This is a genomic window from Martinezella lusitana, from assembly GCF_900094565.1.
Lineage (GTDB): Bacteria > Pseudomonadota > Alphaproteobacteria > Rhizobiales > Rhizobiaceae > Rhizobium > Rhizobium lusitanum.
Genome location: NZ_FMAF01000010.1, coordinates 32,181 through 54,546 on the forward strand (window position 1 = coordinate 32,181; position 22,366 = coordinate 54,546).

The window sequence follows — 22,366 nt, forward strand, 5'->3', positions numbered from 1 at the left end:
TGCATGCTTTTTCACATCCACCATACGGATCAGCTTTGAGGGCAGCGCAGCCAATAGCGTTTGAAGGCGGACGGCCCACTGTCGTAGGAAGGAGGCTCCCCCCATGTGTTCTTCGGGCTTTCGACAAGCGTATCATCGTCGATCGGAACAAGCGTAAGCGGCAACGCTGCGGACAACGCCGTTTGGCGGTACCAGCCGATGGCAGTCTGTTGAAGGCGTTTGGCGACTGCGTCGCGTTCCGCGGCAGGTGGAATGCGCAAACGCTCGGGGTGTTCTTTGACCTCGACCATTGGATCGTGGAGCGCCACTCGCATGAGCTCGCCGTCACCGGCGAGCCGCAACTCGAATTCATCCTGCGAAGCCGGTACGGGCCGGTCGTAATCTGAAGTCGTGTCGATGACATGGGCGGTCAGGATCGGCAAAGGCTGATGGTTCGCTTGCATGTCGACACGACGGATTTGGCACAGTTCGGCGACGGTCTTGTCTCGTACCTTGGATTTGGCGAGTTCGTCGACCAAGGTCCAACTGCCCTGCATCTTGCTGACAAATGGAACAGATCCATCGGAACCGTAGGACAAAAACCCGGCTTGCTGAGCCATTGTCTTTACGATCGTGTTCACGATCTGGATATTCCGCGCACTTCTCGCACCGTCCTCGGGCTCACCAGGACACCGCACCCAGAAGCTTGCGCTCGATGGGACCGCTGTATTCTGAAAACCAATGACATCGTCATTCAACGGAAAAGCCACACCTTGCTGCACACTCCTCTGCATGACCAAGCCACGCTGAAGTTTCGCAACGTCTGCATCCGGAGAATTGTCAAGGCCGAGAGCCCGCATCTCGTCTTGAACATTGGCGATCCAATAAAACGCTGCCCCGACAGATAGCCGCAATTCAAACCGCCTGGAGCCTTCCCTGCCGATCCGACCTTCAAAGATCGGATAAGCCGGATCCGTCTGCTTGATGCTAACCCGGTTGAACGAGCACCACTGCTTTAGTTTGTCCGCGGGTATATCGCCCGCGAAAGCCTCCGACGACAACACGGTCCAGTCGCCGGGCAAGATCTTGATGAGAGTTTGCGGGCTCAGATCCGCCCCAAAGCTAAATGCCCGCACCAGCGCGTCTGTTGCGGATTGTACTCTTTCGCCGACGGTTCCCGCGCCAGCCTTTATTGGCGAGGCAGGTGCATTCTGCGCCCGCAGCGACGATGATGCGATCGCGAAGCAAACAAGTCCAACCAACACGGCAAGCGTGATGCTGCTCGGCTTGCAGCCACAAGATCTGCAACTAACTTTCGGCGACATGTCCCACCAATCCATCATTGCAATAGTGGCGAGTGATAGCCGCTGGGCATTAACAGTTCGGCTCACTCGCTCGTCAAATTTAAATAACTCTCCGAGTGCGGCAATCGGCACTCTTGATGGGATCGAAACGTGCGACCACTCCGTCGCCAACTACCTAAAATCCCGCGTCTTCACCTTGATCGCATCCAAATGCAGATAAGCATCCACGACGTCCCGCGCACGCGGCCCCTTCGGAAACCCGCGCGGATCCGGCACAGGCGACCCATGATGAAACTCATCCCCACGCCCATGCGGCAACGGAAAGACGGCATCCCGATCCCCAACACTTGCCAGTTCCCCCGACAGATCAGCCAGCCGATGTGCGACCAGATGCACGACCTCCCCTTCCCGCTGGATGCGGCCATGGACACCGATCATGCCGGCACCGAGCACGACACGGCGATATTTTTCGAAGGTCTTTAGCCAGACGACGAGGTTGGCAATGCCGGTCTCGTCCTCGATGGTGATGAACATCACCCCCTTGGCGGACCCCGGCCGCTGGCGAACCAGCACGAGGCCGACGGCCTCGAGCCATGTGCCATCACGCGCCTGCATCGCGTCCTGGCAGGTGACGATACGGCGCTTGGTGAGATCGGCGCGCAGGAATGAGAGGGGATGGCTGCGCAGGGTCAATCCGACGTGGCCGTAATCCTCAACCACCTCGCCGCCTGACGTCATCGGTCTCAGCGCCACTGTTGGCTCATCGAGCTCCGGCACGGTCGCGTTTTCCCGAGCGGATGCGGCCGCAAACAGCGGTAGCGGTTCGTCCCGCAAGGCCTTGATCGCCCAGAGCGCCTCGCGCCGGGCCAGTTTCAGAGATGGCTGGAAGGCATCGGCTTCGGCGAGTTCAACCAGGGAGGCGGCCGGCACGCCGGCACGGCGCCAGAGATCATCGACTGATGAGAAAGGTTGGTCGGCACGGGCCGCTACGATAGCCGCGGCATCGGCATTGGCAAGCCCCTTGACCATGCGCAGGCCAAGACGGACGGCAAACCGCTCTTCGTCACCCGTCGGTTCCAGGGTGCAATCCCAGCGACTGGCATTGACACAGACAGGCCGCACCTCGACGCCATGATCGCGCGCATCGCGAACAATCTGGGCCGGTGCGTAAAAGCCCATCGGCTGGGCGTTGAGGAGTGCTGTGCAAAAGACGTCGGGATGCCAGCATTTCAGCCAGGAGGAGGCATAGGCGATCAGGGCGAAGGAGGCGGCGTGACTTTCCGGGAAACCATAGCTGCCAAACCCTTCGAGCTGCTTGAAGGTCTTTTCGGCAAACTCCTGCTCGTAACCATTCGCCACCATGCCGGAGATGAGCTTCTGACCGAACTTGGAAACGCCGCCGGTATGCTTGAAGGTCGCCATGGCCCGGCGCAACTGATCGGCCTCGCCCGGCGTGAAGCCGGCGCATTCGATCGCCACCCGCATCGCCTGTTCCTGGAACAGCGGCACGCCGAGCGTCTTGCCCAGCACCTTCTCCAGCTCGGGCTTGGGATAGACGACCTTCTCCTTACCTTCCCGGCGCCGAAGATAGGGATGCACCATGTCTCCCTGGATCGGACCGGGCCGGACGATCGCCACCTCGATGACGAGATCATAGAAGGTGCGCGGCTTGATCCGCGGCAGCATCGACATCTGTGCCCGGCTTTCGATCTGGAAGGTGCCAAGCGTGTCGGCCTTCCTGATCATCGCATAGGTGCGCGGATCCTCGGGCGGGATGGTGGCGAGATCGAGGGTAATGCCCTTGTGCTCAGCCAGAAGATCAAACCCTCGCTTCATGCAGGAGAGCATGCCGAGTGCCAGGCAATCGACCTTCATGAACTTCAGGATGTCGATATCGTCCTTGTCCCATTCGATCACCTGCCGCTCAGTCATGGCTGCCGGCTCGATCGGCACGAGTTCGTCGAGGCGGTCACGGGTGAGCACAAAGCCGCCCGGGTGCTGGGAGAGATGGCGCGGGGCACCCATTAGCTGTCGGGCAAGTTCTAGCGTCAGGCGCAGGCGCCGATCGCCAAGATTGAGATTGAGCTCTTCGGCGTGCTGTTCGCCAACGTCCTCGCCCCAGCCCCAGACATTGGAGGAGAGCATCTTGGTCATGTCCTCCGGCAGGCCGAGTGCCTTGCCGACATCACGTACCGCTCCTTTCGAGCGATAGCGAATGACGGTCGAGCAGAGGGCGGCATGATCGCGGCCATAGGTCTCGAACACCCATTGCATGACGATCTCGCGCCGCTCGTGCTCGAAATCGACATCGATATCCGGTGGCTCGCGACGCTCCTCGGAAACGAAGCGCTCGAACAGCAGGTCGTTTATGTCGGGATCAATCGAGGTGATGCCGAGCACATAACAGACGGAGGAGTTGGCGGCGGAGCCCCTGCCCTGACAGAGAATATCTTTCGAGCGGGCAAAGCGGACGATCGAGTTCACCGTCAGGAAATATGGCGCATATTGCAGTCTCTCGATCAGCCGCAATTCGTGCTCGAGGTTTTTTCGCACCTTGTCCGGCAATCCCTCCGGATAGCGCCAGCTTGCACCCTCCCAGGTCAATTGCTCCAATGTCTGCTGCGGCGTCAGCTCCGGATGGGCGCGCTCCTCCGGATATTGATAGGCGAGCTCGTCGAGCGAAAACCGGCAGCGCTCCATGATCTCGATGCTGCGGGCAAGCGCCTCAGGGTAACGGCTGAACAGCCGCGCCATTTCCTCCGGCGGTTTTAGATAGCGGTCGGCATGCCGTTCCCGCCGAAACCCGGCGTCGTCGATGGTGACGTTGTGGCGAATGCAGGTGACGACGTCCTGCAGGATGCGCCGCTCCGGCACATGAAACAGCACGTCATTGGTGACGACAGTCGCAACACCCATGGCCGTCGCCATATTCGACAGCTCGTGCAGACGCATCTGGTCGTTCGGCCGGCGGCGCAGCGTCAGCGCCAGATAGGCCCGGTCGCCAAAAGCCTCGCGCAGGCGGCGCAGGTTGAGTGCGCAGGTCTCATCGGCCTGGTCGGGCAAGAAGACCGCAATCAGCCCTTCGCCATAGGCGACGAGATCAGCCCAATCGAGCCGGCATTTCGCCTTGCCGCCGCGCTTCTTGCCAAGCGACAGCAGCCGGCAAAGCCTGGCATAGGCGGGCCGGTCCGTGGGATAGACGAGCACCGACATGCCGCCCTCGAGATCAAGGCGGCAGCCGACGACCAACCGGACGCCGGTGTCCTTGGCTGCCTGATGGGCGCGCACAATGCCGGCGAGACTGTTGCGATCGACGATCGCCAGGGCCTCGATACCGAGACCTGCGGCCTGCGCGAACAGTTCCTCACAGGAGGAGGCGCCGCGCAGGAAGGAAAAATGCGAGGTTACCTGCAATTCGGTATATCTTGGTATCGTCATCCGAATATCCCGTGCAGGAACCATTGATGACTGCCGGTCTCGCCGTGTTCGCCGTCGCCAGACCGGAAGATCCAATAACGCTCGCCGGCATCATCCTCGACCTGGAAATAGTCCCGCACGGCTGCAAGCTCCGCATCGCGCTTCCACCACTCGCCGAACACGCGCTCCGGCCCATCAGCGCGTTTGACCCGCCGGCGGATGCCGCGCCAGGTAAAACTGACCGGCGGATGATCCGGCAACAGCGCCATGGTCTCGATCCGTTCGGGATGCGGCAGCAGGCGTGTCGGACGCGGCCAGTGATCGGGCCAGGTCTCACCATTGTCGGGGGTCATCGGCGCCACGCGGGCAACGGAGCGCTCGGGCACGTCGCTCGCAACAGGCGCAAGGCGGTAGAGCCGGCGCTCGCCGATGCGGTTGCCGAGGATGTCGATCAGGCCGGAGACGTCGGCCTCCGGTTCCCCGACCAACGAGGAGATCACCTGGCGTTCGACGAGCGGTTCAGCATGGGTCGCCGTCAGCGACATGATCTCGATGCCGAAACCGGGATCGATGGTCTCGATCCGGTCGGTGAGCAGCCGCGTCAGTCGTTTGACGTCACGCACCGGCGTCGCGGTTCCCACACGGATCGCCTGATAGGAGCTGTCGACCCGGTGAAACAGCAGATCGACGCGGCGAGCGCCAAAGCCTTTTTCTTCCAGCGCCCGACAGAGCTGGACCACCAGCCTGGCGGTATAGCGCGCAATCGTCTCAGGTGCGGCGATCGGTTCGCCGAAGGAACGACGGACTTCGACCAGTTCCGGCGTGCGGACCGGATCGATCGGCTCGGCCACCCGCCCCATTGCCTGGTCGAGACGGCGGCCGAGCTCCGGCCCGAAGCGAAGGGTGAGCGGCGCACGCGGCTGGCTTGCCAGCTCGCCGATCGTGTTGAACCCGAGGACACGAAGACCGGCGACGATGGCCGGATCGAGCCGAAGTGCTGCGATCGGCAGGCCGTGAACAGCGTCGGCCTGAGCACCCTGGGGAATGACAAGCGTCGGGTCGCCCAAAAACCGGGCGCAGGCATGGGCAGCCCCCCAGCTGTCGGCAACCGCCGCCCGCGCGAAAATGCCGGAGGCGAAGAAGCGGTTGACCATGCCCGACAGCATCAGCGCCTCACCGCCATGCAGATGATCCGCGCCGGTCGTGTCGATCACCAGACCATCAGGTGGATCGGCGGCAACGATCGGCGCATAGCGCTGCAAGGCCCAGAGCGCCAGGCGTTCAAGCGCCACGGCGTCGGCGACCGGATCGGCATCCATGACGACGAGGCCGGTCACGAGTGCCTGCGCCTTGGTCGCCGGCATGCCAATGCGCAAGCCGGCGGCAATCGCCGCCGCGTTCGCCGCCAGGACGACGCGCCGGCGCTGCTCGCGGCCGATCAGGACGAGTGGCGTCTCAGGCGGAGGCGCTGCGTCGCCCAGTTTCCGTCTGAGGCGATCCGTGGACCAGCTCGGAAGGAAGAGCGATACGACCCTTGGCATCGGGGGCCTCCACTTCAAAATCGGCACTGTCTCCGGCGCGACATCGGATGAGCTCGAGCAGCCAGCGCGGCCGACCAACGCCTGGGACGGGCAAGGGGGAGGATCGCAAGACAGAAACACGCCAGCGCGTGACGGATGCCGTCGGCTGCCCGAAATCGGATGCCTCGGTCTGTCGGCGCCAACGGCGAACGGCAATGCCGACGGTGCCGGAACGTTCGGCAGCAAGCTGCAATCGGCGCGAGGCGGTCATCGACAGTCGCGCCAGCTCACCGACGACGACACCGAGGCCACCGTGGCGCAGGCCCTCTTCCATGCAGGAGAGGAGTGCCTGTTCGTCGCCGGCCTCGACGTAGATGACACGGCCCGGCAGCAGGCCCACCTGGGCCAGCGCCGGCGCGAACAGGTCCGGCCGCGTCACGCACCAGAGCACCTGGCCTTTCGAGCGAGCGGCAATCGCAGCAGTGAACAGGGCTGCTGCCGCGCCGTCGATGGCGCCATTGCCACCGCCGGCGACTTCATGGAGTGCTGCGAGCGCCAGCCCTCCTCCCGGCAGCCGGCTGTCGATGTCCGTTACCCCGAATGGCAAGACCTCTCGCACTCGGCCGCTTGGGCCTTCCAGCCGCTGTATGCGGTCTCGAAGCTCGGCGACGACGGAACTGACGGCAGGTTCGGGCATTTTGAACAGACGGGCTCCTCAGGGGTTTGCAATATTGCGCCTGGCTGATATGTTCTCTATTTGTTCCTTATCGGGTCATGAGTCAATCGGGTAAGTAAAAGAGGCGGCGGTGATCGCGATCTAGCAGCGGGCAAGGTCGGTGTCTTCGCGCAGATCAACGGAGAATTGCGAAGGCGGCGACACATCCATCCCGAAGCTGGTATGAATAGGCTGGGATGGAGAGGCAGGAGGATTGGGGTTTGTGCAATCTGTACAATGTCACGACGACGCGCGATGCCGTGATGCAGTTCACCAAGGCGTTCAGCGACAAGGCCGGTTGGAACGAGCCCTCGCTCGACGTTTACCCTGGCTACCAGGCGCCGATCGTTCGCGTCGGAGACGACGGACAGCGCGAGATCGCCCGTGTCACCTGGGGCATGCCGTCGCCGCCAGCTTATGTAAAGAATTACGATCCGGGCGTTACCAATATCCGCAACGTCGGCTCGCCGCACTGGCGCCGCTGGCTCGGGCCGACAAGCCGCTGCGTCGTGCCGTTCACCTCTTTCGCCGAGCCGGATCCCGCGAGCAAAGTCGAAGGCGGGCGTGTTCCGAACGCCTGGTTTGCCGGTAATGAGGACCGGCCTTTGATGTGTTTCGCGGGCTTCTGGACGCCCTGGAAAGGCGTACGGAAAGTCAGGGATGGCGAACGCGAATATGAGCTGTTCGGTTTTCTGACGACATCGCCGAATGAGATCGTCGCTCCTGTTCATTTGAAGGCGATGCCTGCGATCCTGACGACACCGGAAGAGGTCGACCTTTGGCTCACGGGATCCTGGGAGGAGGTCAAGCACCTTCAGCGTCCCCTTCCCGGCAATATGCTTGTTATCGTCGAACCGCCTACTCCCTCTCCGGAAGAAGGGCTGCTGTTGTGACAAACCGTTCGATTCAGGGGTCGGCACGCAAAGCCGCCACGCAGGATGTCAGGCGGCCGCGGCCGTCGGCAGGGTGAGCAATCGCCATGGACACCTTCGGTACACCGCGCAAGATTCTGCATGTCGACATGGATGCATTCTATGCCTCCGTCGAACAACGCGACAATCCCGAGCTTCGTGGGCGACCGCTCGCCGTTGGTTATGGCGAGGCGCGCGGTGTGGTGGCGGCGGCCAGCTATGAAGCGCGGAAATTCGGTGTTCATTCGGCCATGCCGTCGGTCACCGCCAAGCGAAAATGTCCTGAGCTGATCTTCGTCAAGCCGCGTTTCGATGCCTATCGCGCAGTGTCGCAGCAGATCCACGCCATCTTCGCTGAATACACGCCGCTGATTGAACCGCTATCCCTGGATGAAGCCTATCTTGATGTGACCGAAAACCTGAAGGGCATGGAGATCGCGACCGAGGTCGCCGAGCAGATCCGGGCCAGGATCAGGGCCGAAACCGGACTGACGGCCTCGGCCGGCGTTTCCTACAACAAGTTCCTGGCCAAGATGGCGTCCGACCTCAACAAGCCGAACGGCCAAGCAGTCATCACGCCGAAGAACGGCCCGGGTTTTGTCGAAGCCCTCCCCGTCAAGAAATTCCATGGCGTGGGGCCGGCGACGGCGGAGAAGATGCAAAAACTCGGGATCGAGACCGGCGCCGATCTCAAGGCGCGTGATCTCGCCTTCCTGCAGCAGCATTTTGGCAAATCCGGACCGTATTTCTACTGGATCGCCCGCGGCATCGACGAGCGCGAAGTCGACCCCGACCGCGTCCGCAAATCGATTGGCGCCGAAGACACGTTTCGGGAGGATATTCATGATCTCGAGGCCGCCCGCGCCGGCCTGCAGCCGCTGATCGACAAGGTCTGGCGCTATTGCGAGGCCAATGGCATTCGCGGCAAGACGGTGACGCTGAAGGTGAAATGGGACGACTTTACCCAGATGACCCGGAGCAAGACCGTCGCCACGCCGGTCGCCAGTGCCGCCGAAATCGCCGAGATCGTGGAATTGCTGCTATCGCCGATCTTTCCCGTTGCGAAGGGAATTCGGTTACTTGGCGTAACGCTTTCCTCTCTCGATGTGGCCGACGAAGGAAGCCAACCCCAGCTCGCCCTTGCACTTTGAGCAATCTACGTCAGTTCAAACGAAAAGCCGGCCGACGAATGAGCTGCGACAGGCTATTCTAAAAGCTCTGATCAACAGCTGTAGAGAAGGCATGGCTCGGTCGACGTTGCGCGACGATCGATCAATTCCCCGGCGCGGTTCCCTCAAACGCCCGGGATACCTTCAGCCGGCTATCCCAATTGGCCGAGAACTGCTTTGCGATCTCTCGACTATCGGTGAAGGTGACATTCTCGGCATTCCGCTTTTGGGCTGCCGCCGTGAAATTATACGAACCGCCAATCACCAGGTGCCCGTCGATCACGATGATCTTGTTATGAGCAATGGTCGGTTCGAAATCGATCCACACCGGGATGCCCGCAGCTTCCAGCAATGTCGCGCCGGAGTATTTCCGTTCATTCACCTTGTCGAGGATCGCCAGAACTTCGACGCCCCTGCCCGCAGCTCTCTGGAGCGCGTGGATGATGGGCAGCGACGTAAAACCATAGGCCTGAACGTAGATGGCAGATCTGGCTCGATCGATCTCCGCGACAATCCGGGCTTCGCACTGCTCGGCAGGCGTGAAGCAGACGCTAACCTCAGCCGTTACCGCCTGACCAGCGTAGAGCGAGCTGGCAAGGATCAGAGCAGCAATGGTGGCAACGGCGATTCTCATATCGTCTCCATAGCATTTCGAGAGCCGACTTGACTCAATCTCTCAACGTGAACATAATAGGAACAAACGAGGCTAAGCAAGCCTGAGTTTTCCAAAATTCTCATGGTTAGAACCGCCATTGATTGGCGGAACGGAGACGTGCGCCATGCAAACGACCGCATATACAATCACGCCCCACGACGCGGAGGTGTTTAGGGATCTCGTCACCTTCCTCGGTGAAGACGTCTTTGACCAGCGGCAGAGAAACGGCGCTATCGCCAAATCGGACGCGTTTCAGAGGCGGATTAGCGAAGCCCGAAGCGTGCTCAAGGGGATCGGCGCCTACGAGGGAGAGAACCTGAAGGAGAACCACCATGGATGACGTGATCTATTTGGAAGCCGATGCTGATCAATGCAGCGACGAGCCCAAGCCGAAGGCCGACATCTTGACCATCAGCGGCGCCGATGCGATGGCGCTCGATGAATTCGTGCGTCACGTGAACTTTCGTTGTTATGACGAACGGTTTAAGGATCGGGGGATGATGAAGTCGCGGGCCTTGCGCGATCAGCTCGACCGCATGCGCGAGATCCTCGGTACCTTGCTGGACTATCCCCATTTCGAGCCGTTCTACTACTCGTCCCCTCCTAGCGACATGCCTGCAGACCAGGCAGAACCGGAATTGATATCGGCAGTCGCGGACCGATCTGAAGTTCAATTTTACTCAGTTGGCATTTACCTCGCTCCTGACAGCATCCCCGTTGGTACGTTGGAAATCGCCATCGACGATGAAGCCGGCGAAGCGTGCGGCATAGTCAGTATGAGGGGTATGACGAGCGCCGCTGCATGGACGAAAACTGGAGCGAGCCTGGACGATACGATCAGTACTTTCGTCAACGCCATTTCGATCGACGACGAGGATGGCGTCGAGCCCAGAAGGTGATCGATGCCCACGAAGCCTGCAAGTCGTACCGACGTCCTGTCAGCTCCCAGGCTATCGTACTGCGTGATTCCCCTCCGCCAAAGCCGACTGCGCGCTCCGTCGGGTGAAGCGCTTTTATGAGAGGGTAGTCGGGGTCTTCTCTATTCGGCGTGCCGAGGTCAAGCGTTGTTACGCGGCGGCCTCGGGGCGCCGGGCCGTACTCCCTCTGCCAAAGAGCGTATCGCTCGCGTTAACCGAATTCCTTTGCAAACATTTGATATGCCTTGGCTAAGTTCGATCAGCAGATAGAAGCGTTTGAAGGAATATTCCGTTGCGATTTTCATTGGCATGCTTCATCGCAACTGCGGTGGTCGCGGCATTGCAGTGGTTGCCGTTCACCGGTATTTTCCTCATGTTTCTAATGGCGCCTCTTTGGTCAGTTGTCCTGATTAACGCCGGATTTCTGGCAATGATATTCGAAGCCACTATGGGAATGGTTCCACGATGGGCGATGGTCATTCCTGTGGTATATTTCGGAGGCTATTACGCCGAAGCGGTTCTCCAGCATTTGGAAGTCAGCCGGGAAATTGCTACCCTAGAATCAAACCCCGCCGATCGCCTCAAATTCGATGCGAATGATGCCGTCATCAACGTTGATCTCCTTGGCGACGAGATAGGACACGATCTCATCGCATTCTATCATGTGCCTGCCGTCATACGTGGCGGGATCGGACAAGACGGGCTTGCCGATGTCTATCGATTGAAGCCAGAATGCAAACTCGCCTGGGAAGGTAATTCTTCCACGCCCAGCCCTAATGGGTTTCTACGACGCTCGCTCAACTTCGATCCGTGTATCGCGAAGCACAGAGAAGTCTATAGCGGGCCGATCGTGAACATTAAGTCGGCTGAGTATGGAGAGAAGGTAACAGACACGGTCGAGGCGGATCGGATCGTTCTTACAAGCCCCGACAGAAATCAGGTCACAATAGACAATGGCTGGTATTCTCCGCTGTCATGGTTTCCGATGCCGATTATCGGCTGCGGTCTCAACGATGAGCCGCCGGCGTGGAAATGCGTTGCGCATTTCAATCGCGACCGAATACCCGTATTGACACCAATTGACGGCGTCTCTGGTCCGGCGGCTGCGGTGGCCCGAGTGCTCGGTCTCGAGCGGAAAGCATAGCGCCGCTTGCGGGCATCACTCGGCGCATTAATTCCATGCAAGCGCTCCAAGCCAAGTATGCATTAACATACCAAATGGATCACCCCGTAGGGCAAGCCTCGACCAGCCGTCGACTTCCTCGGAACACAGCGTAATACCGTTTTGCCGGTCGCGTCACTGACGCGAGTCATTCGCCATAGTGGGAACACCGTCTCTATAGAGAGCTGCAACCTTGGCAATGAAATCATACACTGCCTCATTATTTGGCACATCGAGCGTGTATTGACCCTCTGCGTAGTACCAAACAGGTGTCGCAATGACGTCGGCGCCACCAATTGACAGAGACCAAAATCCGTCCCGTTCGCGAAAGTAAAAATCTTTGCCATCGATTAGGCCGGTCGTCTGAATAGGCTGACTACCGGTCACGCGTTCCATCAGTATGCCGGGCATCAAAGGGCCGAGTTGGATCGGAACGACAATATCTGGCCCAGACGGCACAACATAATAGGTGTGGGGGACACGATTGGCGACCGCGATCTTGATGCCGTCCGGTTTCCAGCGCCAGAGATCGGAGACCTCCGGCAGCCTGATCCGCACTCCCGCTGTATTGATGCCAAAGTAGAAGACTTTCTTGCTGGCTATGCTACCCCACGGCCCCTCGACCACTGGCGTCACATTTGCCAAGGCCCAAGCTCGATCATCCGCATTCTGCTTGGATCGGGCCTGTAGCTGATCCCCCCAGTTCTGATAGGTCATCGGCCCGAGCGATCTCCGGTCACCAGCCAAAGTGAAATGGCGGGAAACAGCGCTGTTCAGATGTATTGTCTGCTGGCTGGTGACTGCGGCGGCGACTGGGTCAGATTGCGACATCACTCCACAAGTGAGCGCAATGACGGTAATATTGATGCGCATCGGATAGCCCTGCTTTTGCATTTTCGCTGAAGACGATATTCATTTCAGCGCAGACTTATCAATTGCTCTAGCGCCAGACGTGGACCATAGGCTCGGTTCCAAAATCTCCCGGCCGCACTAGTTCTGAGACGGCGGTCTTGATGGGAGCTGAACCGTCGGCTCGGATCCGAAGGATGATTGGAGTCTTCCCGCCAGCAGTAACAATTGTCTCACAGTGCCGGCGGGCCGTAAGGAAGACGGCGTGTCCTCAACCGCAAGGCACCAAGCCAACGGTATCACCATAATTCACCGAGCACATTTGCTGGGTCTGAACTGGCGGTGGAGGTGTGCAAATATCTTTTCCCATTGGCGACAGGCATGGATCGCTCTGGACGGCATTAAAGTGGATTGGATGTGCTGCCGCAGACTTCTGATCGAGCTCATTCCTCCGCGCGATAAGAGTATGATATCGTCGCGACCAATCCCGCGCTTTGGCCTGGTCATGCGAGGCGACGATTGCCTGCCCCTCGGGAATCATCTTCGAAAGAGTGAGGTCGATCGGGATAATCTCCGGGGACATCACACCTGCTTTCACCGCCTTCTGATCCATGGCGATAACATTGGCCCACTCATCAGGAGTGATGTTGCCCGCCGACCGATTGGCCATCGGCGCTCCGGCCTGTGATGCAGGCACACAACTTGTCACAACGGCCGCTGCAAACAGCAGGACCGACACTCTCGTCATTACGCTCATGGGACCTCTCGCGTGCGTGGAAGGCACCGCCGCTGGTGCCGGTCGAGAAATTAGATAGAACGATCAATCTATGTTGTCCATATGGAAACTGTTAGACAAACGGATCTAACAATGCCTAATACGGGCCTTAACTTGGCCTGAGACATCAATGAGCCCAAAGAAAGAGCAGCTTATAAAGGTTGCAACCAACCTGTTTTCAAGGCACGGCTTCCATCCCGTCGGCATCGACCGAATTCTTGTCGAAGCCGGCGTCGCCCGCATGACGCTCTACAATCATTTTCCAAGCAAGGACGACCTGATCAGCGCTGTGCTTGAGCGTCGTTATCAAGATATCATGGCCAGTCTTCGCGCATCTGTTGAACCAACGGCGTCGGCGAAAGAACAGCTGCATGCTATTTTTGCGTGGCATGAGGCGTGGTTTGGCGCCCCGGAATTTGCCGGTTGCCTTTTCGAGCGCGCGCTCGCGGAATTTGGAACCGAGTATCCGAAGATTTCGACTATCGCCATTCAATACAAGCAAACAATGACTGAATGGATGCGTGACATACTGAAAACCTTTTTGCCGGAAGGCGCCGCGGCGCGCATCGCGTCGATACTGGTGATGCTGCTTGATGGCGCAACAATTGATGCTCGAGCCTTTCATGACCCAACCGTGGCGACAAGGGCATGGAACGCGGCGGAAGTTCTAATTGAACAGGCAAACACTCGACAGGCTTGAGGCAAAACAACGAGTGGGGCTACTAGAGGGCAAAAGCCCAATCTTCGCTCAATCGACGCTGATTGCGAAATGGGATTTCGTGATTACTCTGGCGGCTTTCTACGCCGTGCAACGACTTCAAACCTCAAAGCGTCATAAGACGGTTGGGTGTGCCGCTCTTCACAATGGGCGCCTTGATGGGATTCGAACCATCCACACTGCTATTCGAAACAGACAAATGTCTAATTCATCTCACATTTGAGACGGAAAGTTACCAGACCCACCAAGAAATTACGGCTCAACCACACATAGCCTCAATGAGCTGATTGTACCCACCTTCCAGGACGAGGTTGAGAAGCTTCTGAAGCTCGGCTTTCTTTGATGCTGACGGTTCCGTGTTTCATGCCAGAAGGATGGCCAGACTGCCCCTTCTGGAACGGCGTGACTACACGCATCCCATCAGGGCGCCTCGCCGCTGCTCCTGATCATAATGAAATATTCACACAATCCTAGTTGGATAGCAAACGATACACTTGCTGAATATCAGTTTGGAAAAAATCTTGTTATCATGACAGGTAAAAATTCGGATCCGCCGAGCAACAGCAACATCGATCAGAATAGAGGCTTTTGGAAGGTTCCGATTCTTACATTATGTGCGGGAATTGCTCTGCTTTCAATAACTTATGCGTTTCCCATCGTCTTTATACTTGTGACGGGTTACAATTTCATTCCGCCCGCAAACCAGCCGAATACAGGTACACTGGACCTGTTCCTAAATTCATCATACATTCTTTGGACAATCTTCCTGACGTTATTCTCCTGGGTCATGCTCCGGGAAGTCAGATCGGTATCCGCACATAATGTGGGTGTGATCGGTCTCGGCTTTTCGTTTTCTTTCTGCCTGGCGATCCTGTTTACGTTCTTTCTTCAGGGGCCGATCAATGCGCTTGACCCCAACTCCTGGGTCACCCATTCCATAACAGATTTCTGGTCGACGGCGCTCGACCCGAGCCTTGAAATCGAGATGATTGCCGCTGTTTTTCTCACTACCGTCGCGCCCGAGCTCATGAGCTACGTCCTTAACGGGATACTATGTTGCGCGTCCCGCCCACGCATTGCGTCAATAGTGACCCATCACGCATCCTGCATCATGATGAAGGCGTTCGTAACGGCTTCAGGGTTTCAGCTCGCTTACGGAATTCACGACTACTTTCATCCCACCTCACTGGATCGCGATCAGCACATACCGTTTACGTTGGCAGTTGCGGTATCTGCACTTAGCATGTTCATATCTGTGGTGTTGGCCTGGATCTATATTGTCTTGCCCGTTGCATCGCGAAACCTGACTGAAAGGCTCAACGACGGGCTCCTCAAATCTATCCACATACATATGACAAAGGTCACCAGAGAGCAGGCTTCTACGACCCCCTAGCAGGATCGAGAGCCGAGGTCCTGCATTATCAGCGCGAATGCCGGGTGACCCCGGACGGAAAGACCGTATTGGCCCCTCTGCCTGTAGGAACCTTGCGTGGCTACAGGTCTTGATGGGAATCGAACGGGTGACATCGATTGATGTCTTGATATCGGTTCAAAATAGGACGTTATTTCAATAATTTGGAATGGCTTGTGATTGGTAAGCTGAATTATGGAACTTTTTGGCTCTCCACGGAATGATCCGGTTTCTTACACCTTAGCAGAGCGGGCCTAGTTGACCCCGCCTATGATGAAGGACCGATAATCCGCCCCAAGAAAACGGTGTTTTACGGCGGCCTGGTACTTGGGACTGTCGTAGAAGGCGCGTGCCGCCTCCATAGTGGGAAAGCTGACCATAACCACGCCTTCCGGGGCGGCCCCCTCGAGAACATCTTGAGGGCCGTGGACGGCGAGTACGGCTCCTCCCGATTCCCCTAACAGAGGTCTTAACAGTTCGACATATGTCTGCATTTCAGCTGCGTTGCGGGTCCGCTCTTGAATGAAAATGGCATAAGCAGTCATGCTAAAAATCTCCTTGAGAGTTCAAGGCCAAGTCGGGTGCAATGACGACCTTGAGACGTTTCTGTTCGAAAACTGATCGAACCTTGTGAAGGGTTCGGAGTCCAAGGCGATGCCGACAGCGTCCGGATTTGGAGCGACGCCAGCCGTCGTTGGGCGATAAGCGGAAGGCGGATTGGGACTCAGAGCATTGTCGCCCTTTTCCGTCATATCCGCCTCCCGCATCGACATCAGTTGGTCCCGACGGTAATGTGCACGTCGATGTTGCCCTTCACCGCGTTCGAATAGGGACATGTCGCATGCGCCGCCCGAACAATTTCCTCGGCTGTTGCTTGATCGAGACCGGTGATCGCGACATCAAGTGCTACTGAAAGCGCAAAACCACCGCTGCCATTTGGCGATAAACCCACCGCGGCTACCACCACGACGTCGGTATCCTTCACCTTGGTCGCTCTATTGCGCGCGACGTGGATCACTGCGTTTTCGAAGCAGGCCGCATAGCCGGCAGCGAACAACTGCTCCGGATTGGTCGCGCCGCCCTTGCCGCCCATCGTCGTGGGCAGCGCCAGCGGAAGATCGAGAACACCGTCTTCACTGCGGACGGTACCGCTGCGGCCACCGATCGCGGTGACTTTGGTGCTGTAGAGCGTGCTCATCGTATTGTTCCTGTCAAAGCATGCTCGACATGCCGAACGCGGTAAGCATGTTGTTCTGGATCGGGCTCACGGCCTCGTTCAGTCGCTGGACACCGAAGTCCATGCCTTCTGGCATCACAACTGTGCGCAAAGGACGTCGCTCCGTGGCCTCGACCAGTTGCGCGATCGCATCGGCCACCCGTTGGGGCCGCGGGGGATTGGCCTCGTCGTGTCCGGCGTTAGCGTTGGCCTTGATCTGACCCGGGATCGACCCGACTTCGCCATAGGAAGCAAGCACGGCCTGATCGGATGGCTCCGGGCTCGACGAGATGAGGTTGCTCGGGAATGGCCCTGGCTCGACGATGACGGAGTCGATTCCAAACCCCTTCAGCTCATACCGATAGGCTTCGGCGAGCCCCTCGAGCGCGAACTTGCTCGCGGTATAGGTGCCGAAGAACGGAAAAACCACCCGACCCATCAGGGATGTCACATGAACGAGCAGTCCGCTGCCGGCGGCGCGCATGTGCGGCAGAACGGCGCGGTCGGCCCGCACGGCGCCGAAGAAATTGACCGCGAATAGCCGTTCGACGTCCGCGACCGTGTAGGCTTCTGTGACCCCGACGGGCATTATTCCGGCATTGTTGATCAGGACATCGATCTTTTTGTGCCGCAAAACGACCTGCTCGATCGTTGAATTGACTGAGGCCTCGTTGGAGACGTCCATTTGAAGGACGTGCAGCACATGTCCTTCAGCTTTCACCGCGTCGATAAGATCGCTCCGCACTTGGGCATTGCGTCCTGCGATGTCACGCATAGTCGCAACCACCGTGTGGCCCCGCCTTGCAAGCTCCAAAACAGTGAGTTTCCCAAAACCACTGCTCGCGCCGGTTACAACAACGACTTTTCCGCTCATCTCAAGACCTTTCTCTGAAATCCATTGGGCGCGATTACCAATAGACAGACCTGTATGTATTTGCAATCCCAAAATTTACAGAATAGTCTGTCTATATGCGAGCGAAGAATCCGAGGTTTGGAAAATGCAAACGCGCAGCGTGCTTGAAATTGTGGATGTGGAGGCACAACCGCTTAACGCCCTCGCTCCGCGAGAACGTATATTAAAGACGGCATCGGACCTGTTTTACCGGTTCAGCATTCACTCTGTCGGGATCGACCGCATCATTGCCGAAAGCGGCGTGGCCAAGATGACATTCTACAAACACTTTCCATCGAAGGCCAACCTGATCGCCACCTATTTGCGCTACAAAAGTGACATCTGGTTTCAGATGCTCGCAGCCGCGACTGAAAGAACCGGGCTATCGCCGCTGGAGCGCGTCCTCGCAATTTTTGACGCGTTAGACGAACCATTCCGTTCGCCTTCTTTCCGCGGCTGTCCGTTCGTGAAAGGTCTGGCCGAATTCGGACCGGAGGCTAACTCCCCTGACGTACAGGCGACCATCGCCTTCTATTTTAAGGGCTTACATGAATTTGTTGCCTCACTCATCGAGCCTCTGGCTTTGAGCGACCCCGAAAAAACCGTGATCCAGATCCTGTCGCTCATCCAGGGCTCGATTGTGATGGCACAATCGACGCCCGATCCTGGACTTGTTAAGACAATCCGCGATGCAGCCAGAGTGTTGCTCGAGGATGCGTTGACCTCGTCGTCTGAAACCTGAAGTTCGCGAGGCGGTGGGGTAGACTGCCCCGCCACGAGCGCAGCTCTGACCTAGTTCACCTCATGGTTCGATTCCAACCGGGGCGTTCGACGCGAGCGCCTGCGTGAGGATCAAGAATAACGGAATTCGACTTCGGGGCTGACGCGTTCGCACCCATGAATGATTTTCATAGGCCGGTGACAGTCGTGCTCGTGACCAGCATCACGATCAGCTTATTTCTGAACCAGCTCCCAAAACGCCTCCGCAAATGCGGTCATCCGCGTTCGGGGGCGGATGAGAACGATCTTCACGCTAACGGCCCATTCATCCGACGCAGCCTTCGTCAGCCGGCCTTTTGGTCCCAGTTCGTCCGCAGCAAGGCTTTCGGGTATCCAGGCCACTCCCTTCCCATCGACTGCCAAGGCTTTGAGCACCATCGCAAGATGGGATGTAAAGACGGTATTGAGATGAAGCTCACCGAGTCTGGACGACAAGTTCGAGGCGAGGATGCGCCCCATGCCGGACTTCTCTTCGAATGCAATCTCGGCAACCGGAGCCTCCTGCGTACCCGGCAGACGATGACGCGCACCACCTTTCTCATCCTTGCCGCTGACAGGAATGAGCCGGTCAGTCGACAGCTCGACATGTTTGAAGTCCGCCGCGTCCAGGCGAATTTTGCTGTTTTCGTGGTAGTGGCAGAGGAGAAACTGGGCACGCCCCCCCAGCATGATCTTCTCGCATTCGTTCATGTTATCGGACAACAGTCGAATAGGCATGGTCGAGGTGACATGCCCGAGGCCCTGTATCCACCTTGGGAAGAACACGAATGACAGCGCGTGGGTCGCGGCGAAGGTCACTGTCGAAGAATCCGCCCGTGTACGATCGAGGTCTTGCCTCACCCGTTCCAGTCGGTTGGCAACATCGTTGGCCGCATCGAGCACAATTTCGCCTGCTGCCGTCAGCTTCAGGCGATGCGTGGATCGATCTATCAATTCCAGCCCACACCATTCTTCCAAGGCTCGGATACGACGGCCGAACGCTGGCTGCGTGACGTTGCGATTTTCGGCCGCACGGGAAAAATTCAGCGTTTCGGCTAGGGCCTGAAGATCGGCCAGCCAAACAATTTCCATCCTATCATACCTCAGTAAGCCATGCCGCCACCGCACCGAGATACATCCAGTTCCCCCACGAAATCAAGATGAATGCTGGCGCCAGAGAGCGATGTTCAGTTTTAACTATGCCAAAACGGCACCAATAGAACCCGTATCGGCATTGGACGAGGAGCCTCCCTCATCCCTATGACATGCCCCTGTGCGGAGGAACGCATTTAAACAGGGAGGAGAGACCAATGGCTAGACGCCTGTTGAGTCAGCTTTACATACAGGTGTTGATCGGCATCGGGGTCGGCATCATCGTTGGCCTTTTCATTCCCGACTTCGCCACGAAATCGCAGCCGTTCGCCGATGGCTTCATCAAGCTCATCAAGATGCTGCTTGCGCCGGTCATCTTCGGCACCGTTGTCCTCGGCATCGCCAAGATGGGTGACATCAAGGAGGTCGGAAAGATCGGTGCACGGTCTCTGATTTACTTCGAGGTCGTTTCGACGATCGCCCTCGTCATCGGGCTGATCGTCGTCAACATCATGCAGCCCGGCGTCGGCATGAACATCGACGCTAGCAAGATCGACGCCAGTACGATCTCAACCTACCAGCAGACCGCCCAGCAACAGGGCGGCGTCATCGAGTTCTTCATGAACGTGATCCCAACGACGATGGTCGATGCATTTGCCAAGGGCGCGATGCTTCAGGTCATCCTGATCGCCGTGCTGATGGGCTGCGCACTTGTACAGCTCGGCGAGAAAGCCAAGCCCGTCATCGACGTCTTCGATTCTCTGCTCCAGGCTCTGTTCCGGATCGTCGGCATGATCATGCGCCTGGCACCGATCGGCGCCGGCGCGGGCGTGGCCTATACGATCGGAAAATATGGCGTCGGCTCGCTCTGGGCTCTCGGGCACCTGATGTTGGGCGTCTACCTGACGTCAGCCTTGTTCGTGATCGTTGTCCTCGGATCGATCGCCCGTTGGTCGGGTTTTCCGTTGCTGCATTTCTTCCGGTACTTCAAGGACGAAATCCTGATTGTTCTTGCGACCTGTTCGTCGGAAGCCGTACTGCCGCGCATGATGGCGAAGCTGGAGAGGCTCGGCTGCAAGAAATCCGTCGTCGGACTGGTGCTACCGACCGGATACACATTCAACGCCGACGGCACCTGCATCTACCTGACGATGGCAGCGGTGTTCGTTGCGCAAGCGACCAATACCCCGCTCGGCATCGAAGGGCAGCTCGTTATCCTCGGCGTCCTTTTGCTGACCTCCAAGGGGTCAGCAGGTGTTGCCGGCGCAGGCTTCGTTACCTTGGCCGCTACCTTGTCGAGCTTCCATGCCATCCCGGTCGCCGGTCTCGTCCTTCTGCTTGGTATCGACCGCTTCATGAACGAGGCCCGCGCCGTCGTAAACCTGATCGGCAATGGCATCGCCACCATCGCAATCGCAAAATGGGAAGGGGCTCTCGACCAGGAGACGGTCAACGCTGTCATCGCCGAGCAGCGCGGCGAGCGTCCCCGAAACATCACCGCATCACCCGCCGAACTGGCGTCCTGATTACAGACAAATCGAACAAGTACCCAACGGAGAATACAATGCGTATCCTTGATGTTTGCGAAGTTACCAAGCCGATCGCTTCGCCCATCCGCAACGCCTACATCGACTTCAGCAAAATGACGGCTAGCCTGGTTGCCGTCGTCACCGACGTCGTCCGGGACGGTCGCCGTGTCGTCGGCTACGGCTTCAACTCGAACGGTCGTTATGGCCAGGGCGGCCTGATTCGTGAGCGCTTCAAGGACCGTATCCTCGAAGCCTCGCCGGAAAGCCTGATGAATGACGCGGGCACCAATCTCGACCCGCACAAAATCTGGGCGACGATGATGATGAACGAGAAGCCCGGGGGGCATGGCGAGCGGTCTGTCGCCGTCGGTACCCTCGACATGGCAATCTGGGACGCGGTTGCCAAGATCGAGGGCAAGCCGCTCTTTCGCATCTTGGCCGACATGAAGGGACGTGAGGCCAATCCGAAGGTCTTCGTCTATGCGGCCGGCGGCTACTATTATCCGGGTAAGGACAACACTGCGCTTCGCAAGGAGATGCGCAGCTATCTCGACCGTGGCTATAACGTCGTGAAGATGAAGATCGGCGGGGCGTCAATCGATGAGGATCGCGGTCGTATCGAATCGGTCCTCGAAGAGATCGGCTCACAAGCCCGGCTGGCAGTGGATGCCAACGGTCGCTTCGATCTTGAGACCGGCATCGCTTATGCCAAGATGCTGTGCGACTACCCCCTCTTCTGGTACGAGGAAATCGGCGATCCGCTCGACTACGCCCTGCAGGCGGCGATTTCCGAGTTCTACGACGCCCCGATGGCAACCGGCGAAAACCTGTTCTCCCACCAGGATGCCCGCAACCTGCTGCGTTATGGCGGCATGCGTGCCGACCGGGACTATCTGCAGTTCGACTGCGCCTTATCCTACGGGCTTGTCGAATACCTTCGGACCCTCGATGTCCTGCGCCAGTTTGGCTGGTCGCCTTCTCGCTGCATTCCGCACGGCGGCCACCAGATGTCCCTCAACATTGCGGCAGGGCTTGGTCTTGGCGGCAATGAAAGCTACCCGGACCTGTTCCAGCCCTATGGCGGTTTCCCGGATGGCGTGAAGGTCATCGACGGACACATCACCATGCCGGAACTGCCGGGCATCGGCTTCGAGGGCAAGTCCGACCTCATCAGGGTCATGCGCGAACTCGCTGAGTAAGATCAACGAAGCGGGCGGAGGGCTTTCGCCCGCTCCAACTCACACTCCTTCAACGCCTGCCACGAAGTGTCCCACCGAAGTCGCTGGACGCTGTTGTAGCGCTTGAGAGATATCTTGATTATGCTGGAGAGATCCGCGCGTGAACCTGCCCCGCGATATACGGCTTACAACGGAAGC

General features: G+C 58.3%; 21 protein-coding genes. 10 read left to right on the forward strand and 11 right to left on the reverse strand.

Features of this window, described 5'->3' with window-relative positions:
- Positions 1-29: 29 nt before the first annotated feature.
- From GA0061101_RS20345 to GA0061101_RS20360, 4 genes are read right to left on the reverse strand one after another with little or no spacing between them, the layout of a single operon-like run.
- On the reverse strand, positions 30-1,454 hold the full coding sequence (locus GA0061101_RS20345) for a hypothetical protein (RefSeq protein ID WP_092574641.1): 1,425 nt from the start codon (positions 1,452-1,454) through the stop codon (positions 30-32).
- Positions 1,455-4,721 carry an error-prone DNA polymerase gene (locus tag GA0061101_RS20350; RefSeq protein WP_092574643.1) on the reverse strand — a complete coding sequence of 1,089 codons (3,267 nt, stop codon included), beginning with the start codon at positions 4,719-4,721 and terminating at the stop codon, positions 1,455-1,457.
- Positions 4,718-6,241, reverse strand: a complete 1,524-nt coding sequence (locus GA0061101_RS20355; protein WP_092574645.1) for a Y-family DNA polymerase — start codon at positions 6,239-6,241, stop codon at positions 4,718-4,720. The genes GA0061101_RS20350 and GA0061101_RS20355 overlap by 4 nt, the downstream gene beginning before the upstream one ends.
- Positions 6,156-6,917, reverse strand: coding sequence for an ImuA family protein (locus GA0061101_RS20360; RefSeq protein ID WP_092574646.1), 762 nt, complete (start codon positions 6,915-6,917; stop codon positions 6,156-6,158). Before GA0061101_RS20360 ends, GA0061101_RS20355 begins: the two co-directional genes overlap by 86 nt.
- Before the next feature lie 239 nt (positions 6,918-7,156).
- Between GA0061101_RS20360 and GA0061101_RS20365 the strand changes: the two genes are divergently transcribed.
- Both GA0061101_RS20365 and dinB read left to right on the forward strand, forming a co-directional pair.
- Complete coding sequence (locus GA0061101_RS20365; protein WP_092574647.1) at positions 7,157-7,828, forward strand: SOS response-associated peptidase; 672 nt, start codon at positions 7,157-7,159, stop codon at positions 7,826-7,828.
- An 86-nt stretch (positions 7,829-7,914) separates the two neighbouring features.
- A complete protein-coding gene (gene dinB, locus GA0061101_RS20370) occupies positions 7,915-8,997 on the forward strand; it encodes a DNA polymerase IV (protein ID WP_092574648.1) in 1,083 nt (360 codons plus the stop codon).
- A 121-nt stretch (positions 8,998-9,118) separates the two neighbouring features.
- On the opposite strand, the gene GA0061101_RS20375 is transcribed toward dinB, so the two are convergent.
- On the reverse strand, positions 9,119-9,649 hold the full coding sequence (locus GA0061101_RS20375) for a phospholipase D family nuclease (protein WP_092574650.1): 531 nt from the start codon (positions 9,647-9,649) through the stop codon (positions 9,119-9,121).
- Positions 9,650-9,794: 145 nt separating this feature from the next.
- Between GA0061101_RS20375 and GA0061101_RS20380 the strand changes: the two genes are divergently transcribed.
- The 3 genes from GA0061101_RS20380 (at position 9,795) to GA0061101_RS20390 (ending at position 11,731) form a co-directional block, all read left to right on the forward strand.
- The gene (locus GA0061101_RS20380; RefSeq protein ID WP_092574651.1) at positions 9,795-10,010 is read left to right on the forward strand and encodes a hypothetical protein; all 216 of its coding nucleotides are present in this window, start codon (positions 9,795-9,797) and stop codon (positions 10,008-10,010) included.
- Positions 10,003-10,569 carry a hypothetical protein gene (locus GA0061101_RS20385; RefSeq protein ID WP_092574652.1) on the forward strand — a complete coding sequence of 189 codons (567 nt, stop codon included), beginning with the start codon at positions 10,003-10,005 and terminating at the stop codon, positions 10,567-10,569. Before GA0061101_RS20380 ends, GA0061101_RS20385 begins: the two co-directional genes overlap by 8 nt.
- A 310-nt stretch (positions 10,570-10,879) precedes the next feature.
- A complete protein-coding gene (locus tag GA0061101_RS20390; protein ID WP_092574653.1) occupies positions 10,880-11,731 on the forward strand; it encodes a hypothetical protein in 852 nt (283 codons plus the stop codon).
- 153 nt (positions 11,732-11,884) lie between these two features.
- On the opposite strand, the gene GA0061101_RS20395 is transcribed toward GA0061101_RS20390, so the two are convergent.
- Both GA0061101_RS20395 and GA0061101_RS20400 read right to left on the reverse strand, forming a co-directional pair.
- Positions 11,885-12,622: a hypothetical protein gene (locus GA0061101_RS20395; protein WP_141694097.1), complete on the reverse strand. Its 738-nt coding sequence runs from the start codon at positions 12,620-12,622 to the stop codon at positions 11,885-11,887.
- Positions 12,623-12,869: 247 nt separating this feature from the next.
- Positions 12,870-13,355, reverse strand: a complete 486-nt coding sequence (locus GA0061101_RS20400) for a hypothetical protein (protein ID WP_092574656.1) — start codon at positions 13,353-13,355, stop codon at positions 12,870-12,872.
- Between the two features lie 148 nt (positions 13,356-13,503).
- On the opposite strand from GA0061101_RS20400, the gene GA0061101_RS20405 reads away from it, so the two are divergent.
- A complete protein-coding gene (locus GA0061101_RS20405) occupies positions 13,504-14,073 on the forward strand; it encodes a TetR/AcrR family transcriptional regulator (RefSeq protein ID WP_092574657.1) in 570 nt (189 codons plus the stop codon).
- Between the two features lie 547 nt (positions 14,074-14,620).
- Complete coding sequence (locus GA0061101_RS20410; protein ID WP_092574658.1) at positions 14,621-15,484, forward strand: hypothetical protein; 864 nt, start codon at positions 14,621-14,623, stop codon at positions 15,482-15,484.
- Positions 15,485-15,756: 272 nt separating this feature from the next.
- Here the strand turns inward: GA0061101_RS20410 and GA0061101_RS20415 are convergent, their stop codons facing one another.
- The 3 genes from GA0061101_RS20415 to GA0061101_RS20430 all read right to left on the reverse strand — a co-directional run bounded on the left by GA0061101_RS20415 (position 15,757) and on the right by GA0061101_RS20430 (position 17,592).
- Complete coding sequence (locus tag GA0061101_RS20415) at positions 15,757-16,047, reverse strand: DUF1330 domain-containing protein (RefSeq protein WP_092574659.1); 291 nt, start codon at positions 16,045-16,047, stop codon at positions 15,757-15,759.
- A gap of 227 nt (positions 16,048-16,274) precedes the next feature.
- On the reverse strand, positions 16,275-16,700 hold the full coding sequence (locus tag GA0061101_RS20425) for an organic hydroperoxide resistance protein (RefSeq protein ID WP_092574663.1): 426 nt from the start codon (positions 16,698-16,700) through the stop codon (positions 16,275-16,277).
- 13 nt (positions 16,701-16,713) lie between these two features.
- Positions 16,714-17,592 carry an SDR family oxidoreductase gene (locus GA0061101_RS20430; protein WP_092574665.1) on the reverse strand — a complete coding sequence of 293 codons (879 nt, stop codon included), beginning with the start codon at positions 17,590-17,592 and terminating at the stop codon, positions 16,714-16,716.
- Between the two features lie 124 nt (positions 17,593-17,716).
- Between GA0061101_RS20430 and GA0061101_RS20435 the strand changes: the two genes are divergently transcribed.
- A complete protein-coding gene (locus GA0061101_RS20435) occupies positions 17,717-18,352 on the forward strand; it encodes a TetR/AcrR family transcriptional regulator (RefSeq protein ID WP_092574667.1) in 636 nt (211 codons plus the stop codon).
- Between the two features lie 212 nt (positions 18,353-18,564).
- Here GA0061101_RS20435 and GA0061101_RS20440 read toward each other — a convergent pair whose 3' ends face one another.
- The gene (locus GA0061101_RS20440) at positions 18,565-19,461 is read right to left on the reverse strand and encodes a LysR family transcriptional regulator (protein ID WP_037201436.1); all 897 of its coding nucleotides are present in this window, start codon (positions 19,459-19,461) and stop codon (positions 18,565-18,567) included.
- A 218-nt stretch (positions 19,462-19,679) separates the two neighbouring features.
- Here GA0061101_RS20440 and dctA point away from each other — a divergent pair, with 218 nt between their 5' ends.
- Together dctA and GA0061101_RS20450 are read left to right on the forward strand one after the other, a co-directional pair.
- Positions 19,680-20,987 carry a C4-dicarboxylate transporter DctA gene (dctA, locus tag GA0061101_RS20445; RefSeq protein ID WP_037201437.1) on the forward strand — a complete coding sequence of 436 codons (1,308 nt, stop codon included), beginning with the start codon at positions 19,680-19,682 and terminating at the stop codon, positions 20,985-20,987.
- A 38-nt stretch (positions 20,988-21,025) separates the two neighbouring features.
- The gene (locus tag GA0061101_RS20450) at positions 21,026-22,189 is read left to right on the forward strand and encodes a mandelate racemase/muconate lactonizing enzyme family protein (protein ID WP_037201439.1); all 1,164 of its coding nucleotides are present in this window, start codon (positions 21,026-21,028) and stop codon (positions 22,187-22,189) included.
- Positions 22,190-22,366 lie beyond the last annotated feature (177 nt).

Excerpts from the sequence above, each read along its gene's own strand:
- GA0061101_RS20415 (WP_092574659.1), bottom strand. The coding sequence starts at position 16,047 with ATGACTGCTTATGCCATTTTCATTCAAGAGCGGACCCGCAACGCAGCT.
- GA0061101_RS20410 (WP_092574658.1), top strand. The coding sequence starts at position 14,621 with ATGACAGGTAAAAATTCGGATCCGCCGAGCAACAGCAACATCGATCAG.
- GA0061101_RS20430 (WP_092574665.1), bottom strand. The coding sequence starts at position 17,592 with ATGAGCGGAAAAGTCGTTGTTGTAACCGGCGCGAGCAGTGGTTTTGGG.
- GA0061101_RS20355 (WP_092574645.1), bottom strand. The coding sequence starts at position 6,241 with ATGCCAAGGGTCGTATCGCTCTTCCTTCCGAGCTGGTCCACGGATCGC.
- GA0061101_RS20350 (WP_092574643.1), bottom strand. The coding sequence starts at position 4,721 with ATGACGATACCAAGATATACCGAATTGCAGGTAACCTCGCATTTTTCC.
- GA0061101_RS20425 (WP_092574663.1), bottom strand. The coding sequence starts at position 16,700 with ATGAGCACGCTCTACAGCACCAAAGTCACCGCGATCGGTGGCCGCAGC.
- GA0061101_RS20375 (WP_092574650.1), bottom strand. The coding sequence starts at position 9,649 with ATGAGAATCGCCGTTGCCACCATTGCTGCTCTGATCCTTGCCAGCTCG.
- GA0061101_RS20385 (WP_092574652.1), top strand. The coding sequence starts at position 10,003 with ATGGATGACGTGATCTATTTGGAAGCCGATGCTGATCAATGCAGCGAC.
- GA0061101_RS20400 (WP_092574656.1), bottom strand. The coding sequence starts at position 13,355 with ATGAGCGTAATGACGAGAGTGTCGGTCCTGCTGTTTGCAGCGGCCGTT.
- GA0061101_RS20440 (WP_037201436.1), bottom strand. The coding sequence starts at position 19,461 with ATGGAAATTGTTTGGCTGGCCGATCTTCAGGCCCTAGCCGAAACGCTG.
- GA0061101_RS20360 (WP_092574646.1), bottom strand. The coding sequence starts at position 6,917 with ATGCCCGAACCTGCCGTCAGTTCCGTCGTCGCCGAGCTTCGAGACCGC.
- GA0061101_RS20395 (WP_141694097.1), bottom strand. The coding sequence starts at position 12,622 with ATGCGCATCAATATTACCGTCATTGCGCTCACTTGTGGAGTGATGTCG.
- GA0061101_RS20450 (WP_037201439.1), top strand. The coding sequence starts at position 21,026 with ATGCGTATCCTTGATGTTTGCGAAGTTACCAAGCCGATCGCTTCGCCC.
- GA0061101_RS20405 (WP_092574657.1), top strand. The coding sequence starts at position 13,504 with ATGAGCCCAAAGAAAGAGCAGCTTATAAAGGTTGCAACCAACCTGTTT.
- dctA (WP_037201437.1), top strand. The coding sequence starts at position 19,680 with ATGGCTAGACGCCTGTTGAGTCAGCTTTACATACAGGTGTTGATCGGC.
- GA0061101_RS20380 (WP_092574651.1), top strand. The coding sequence starts at position 9,795 with ATGCAAACGACCGCATATACAATCACGCCCCACGACGCGGAGGTGTTT.
- dinB (WP_092574648.1), top strand. The coding sequence starts at position 7,915 with ATGGACACCTTCGGTACACCGCGCAAGATTCTGCATGTCGACATGGAT.
- GA0061101_RS20435 (WP_092574667.1), top strand. The coding sequence starts at position 17,717 with ATGCAAACGCGCAGCGTGCTTGAAATTGTGGATGTGGAGGCACAACCG.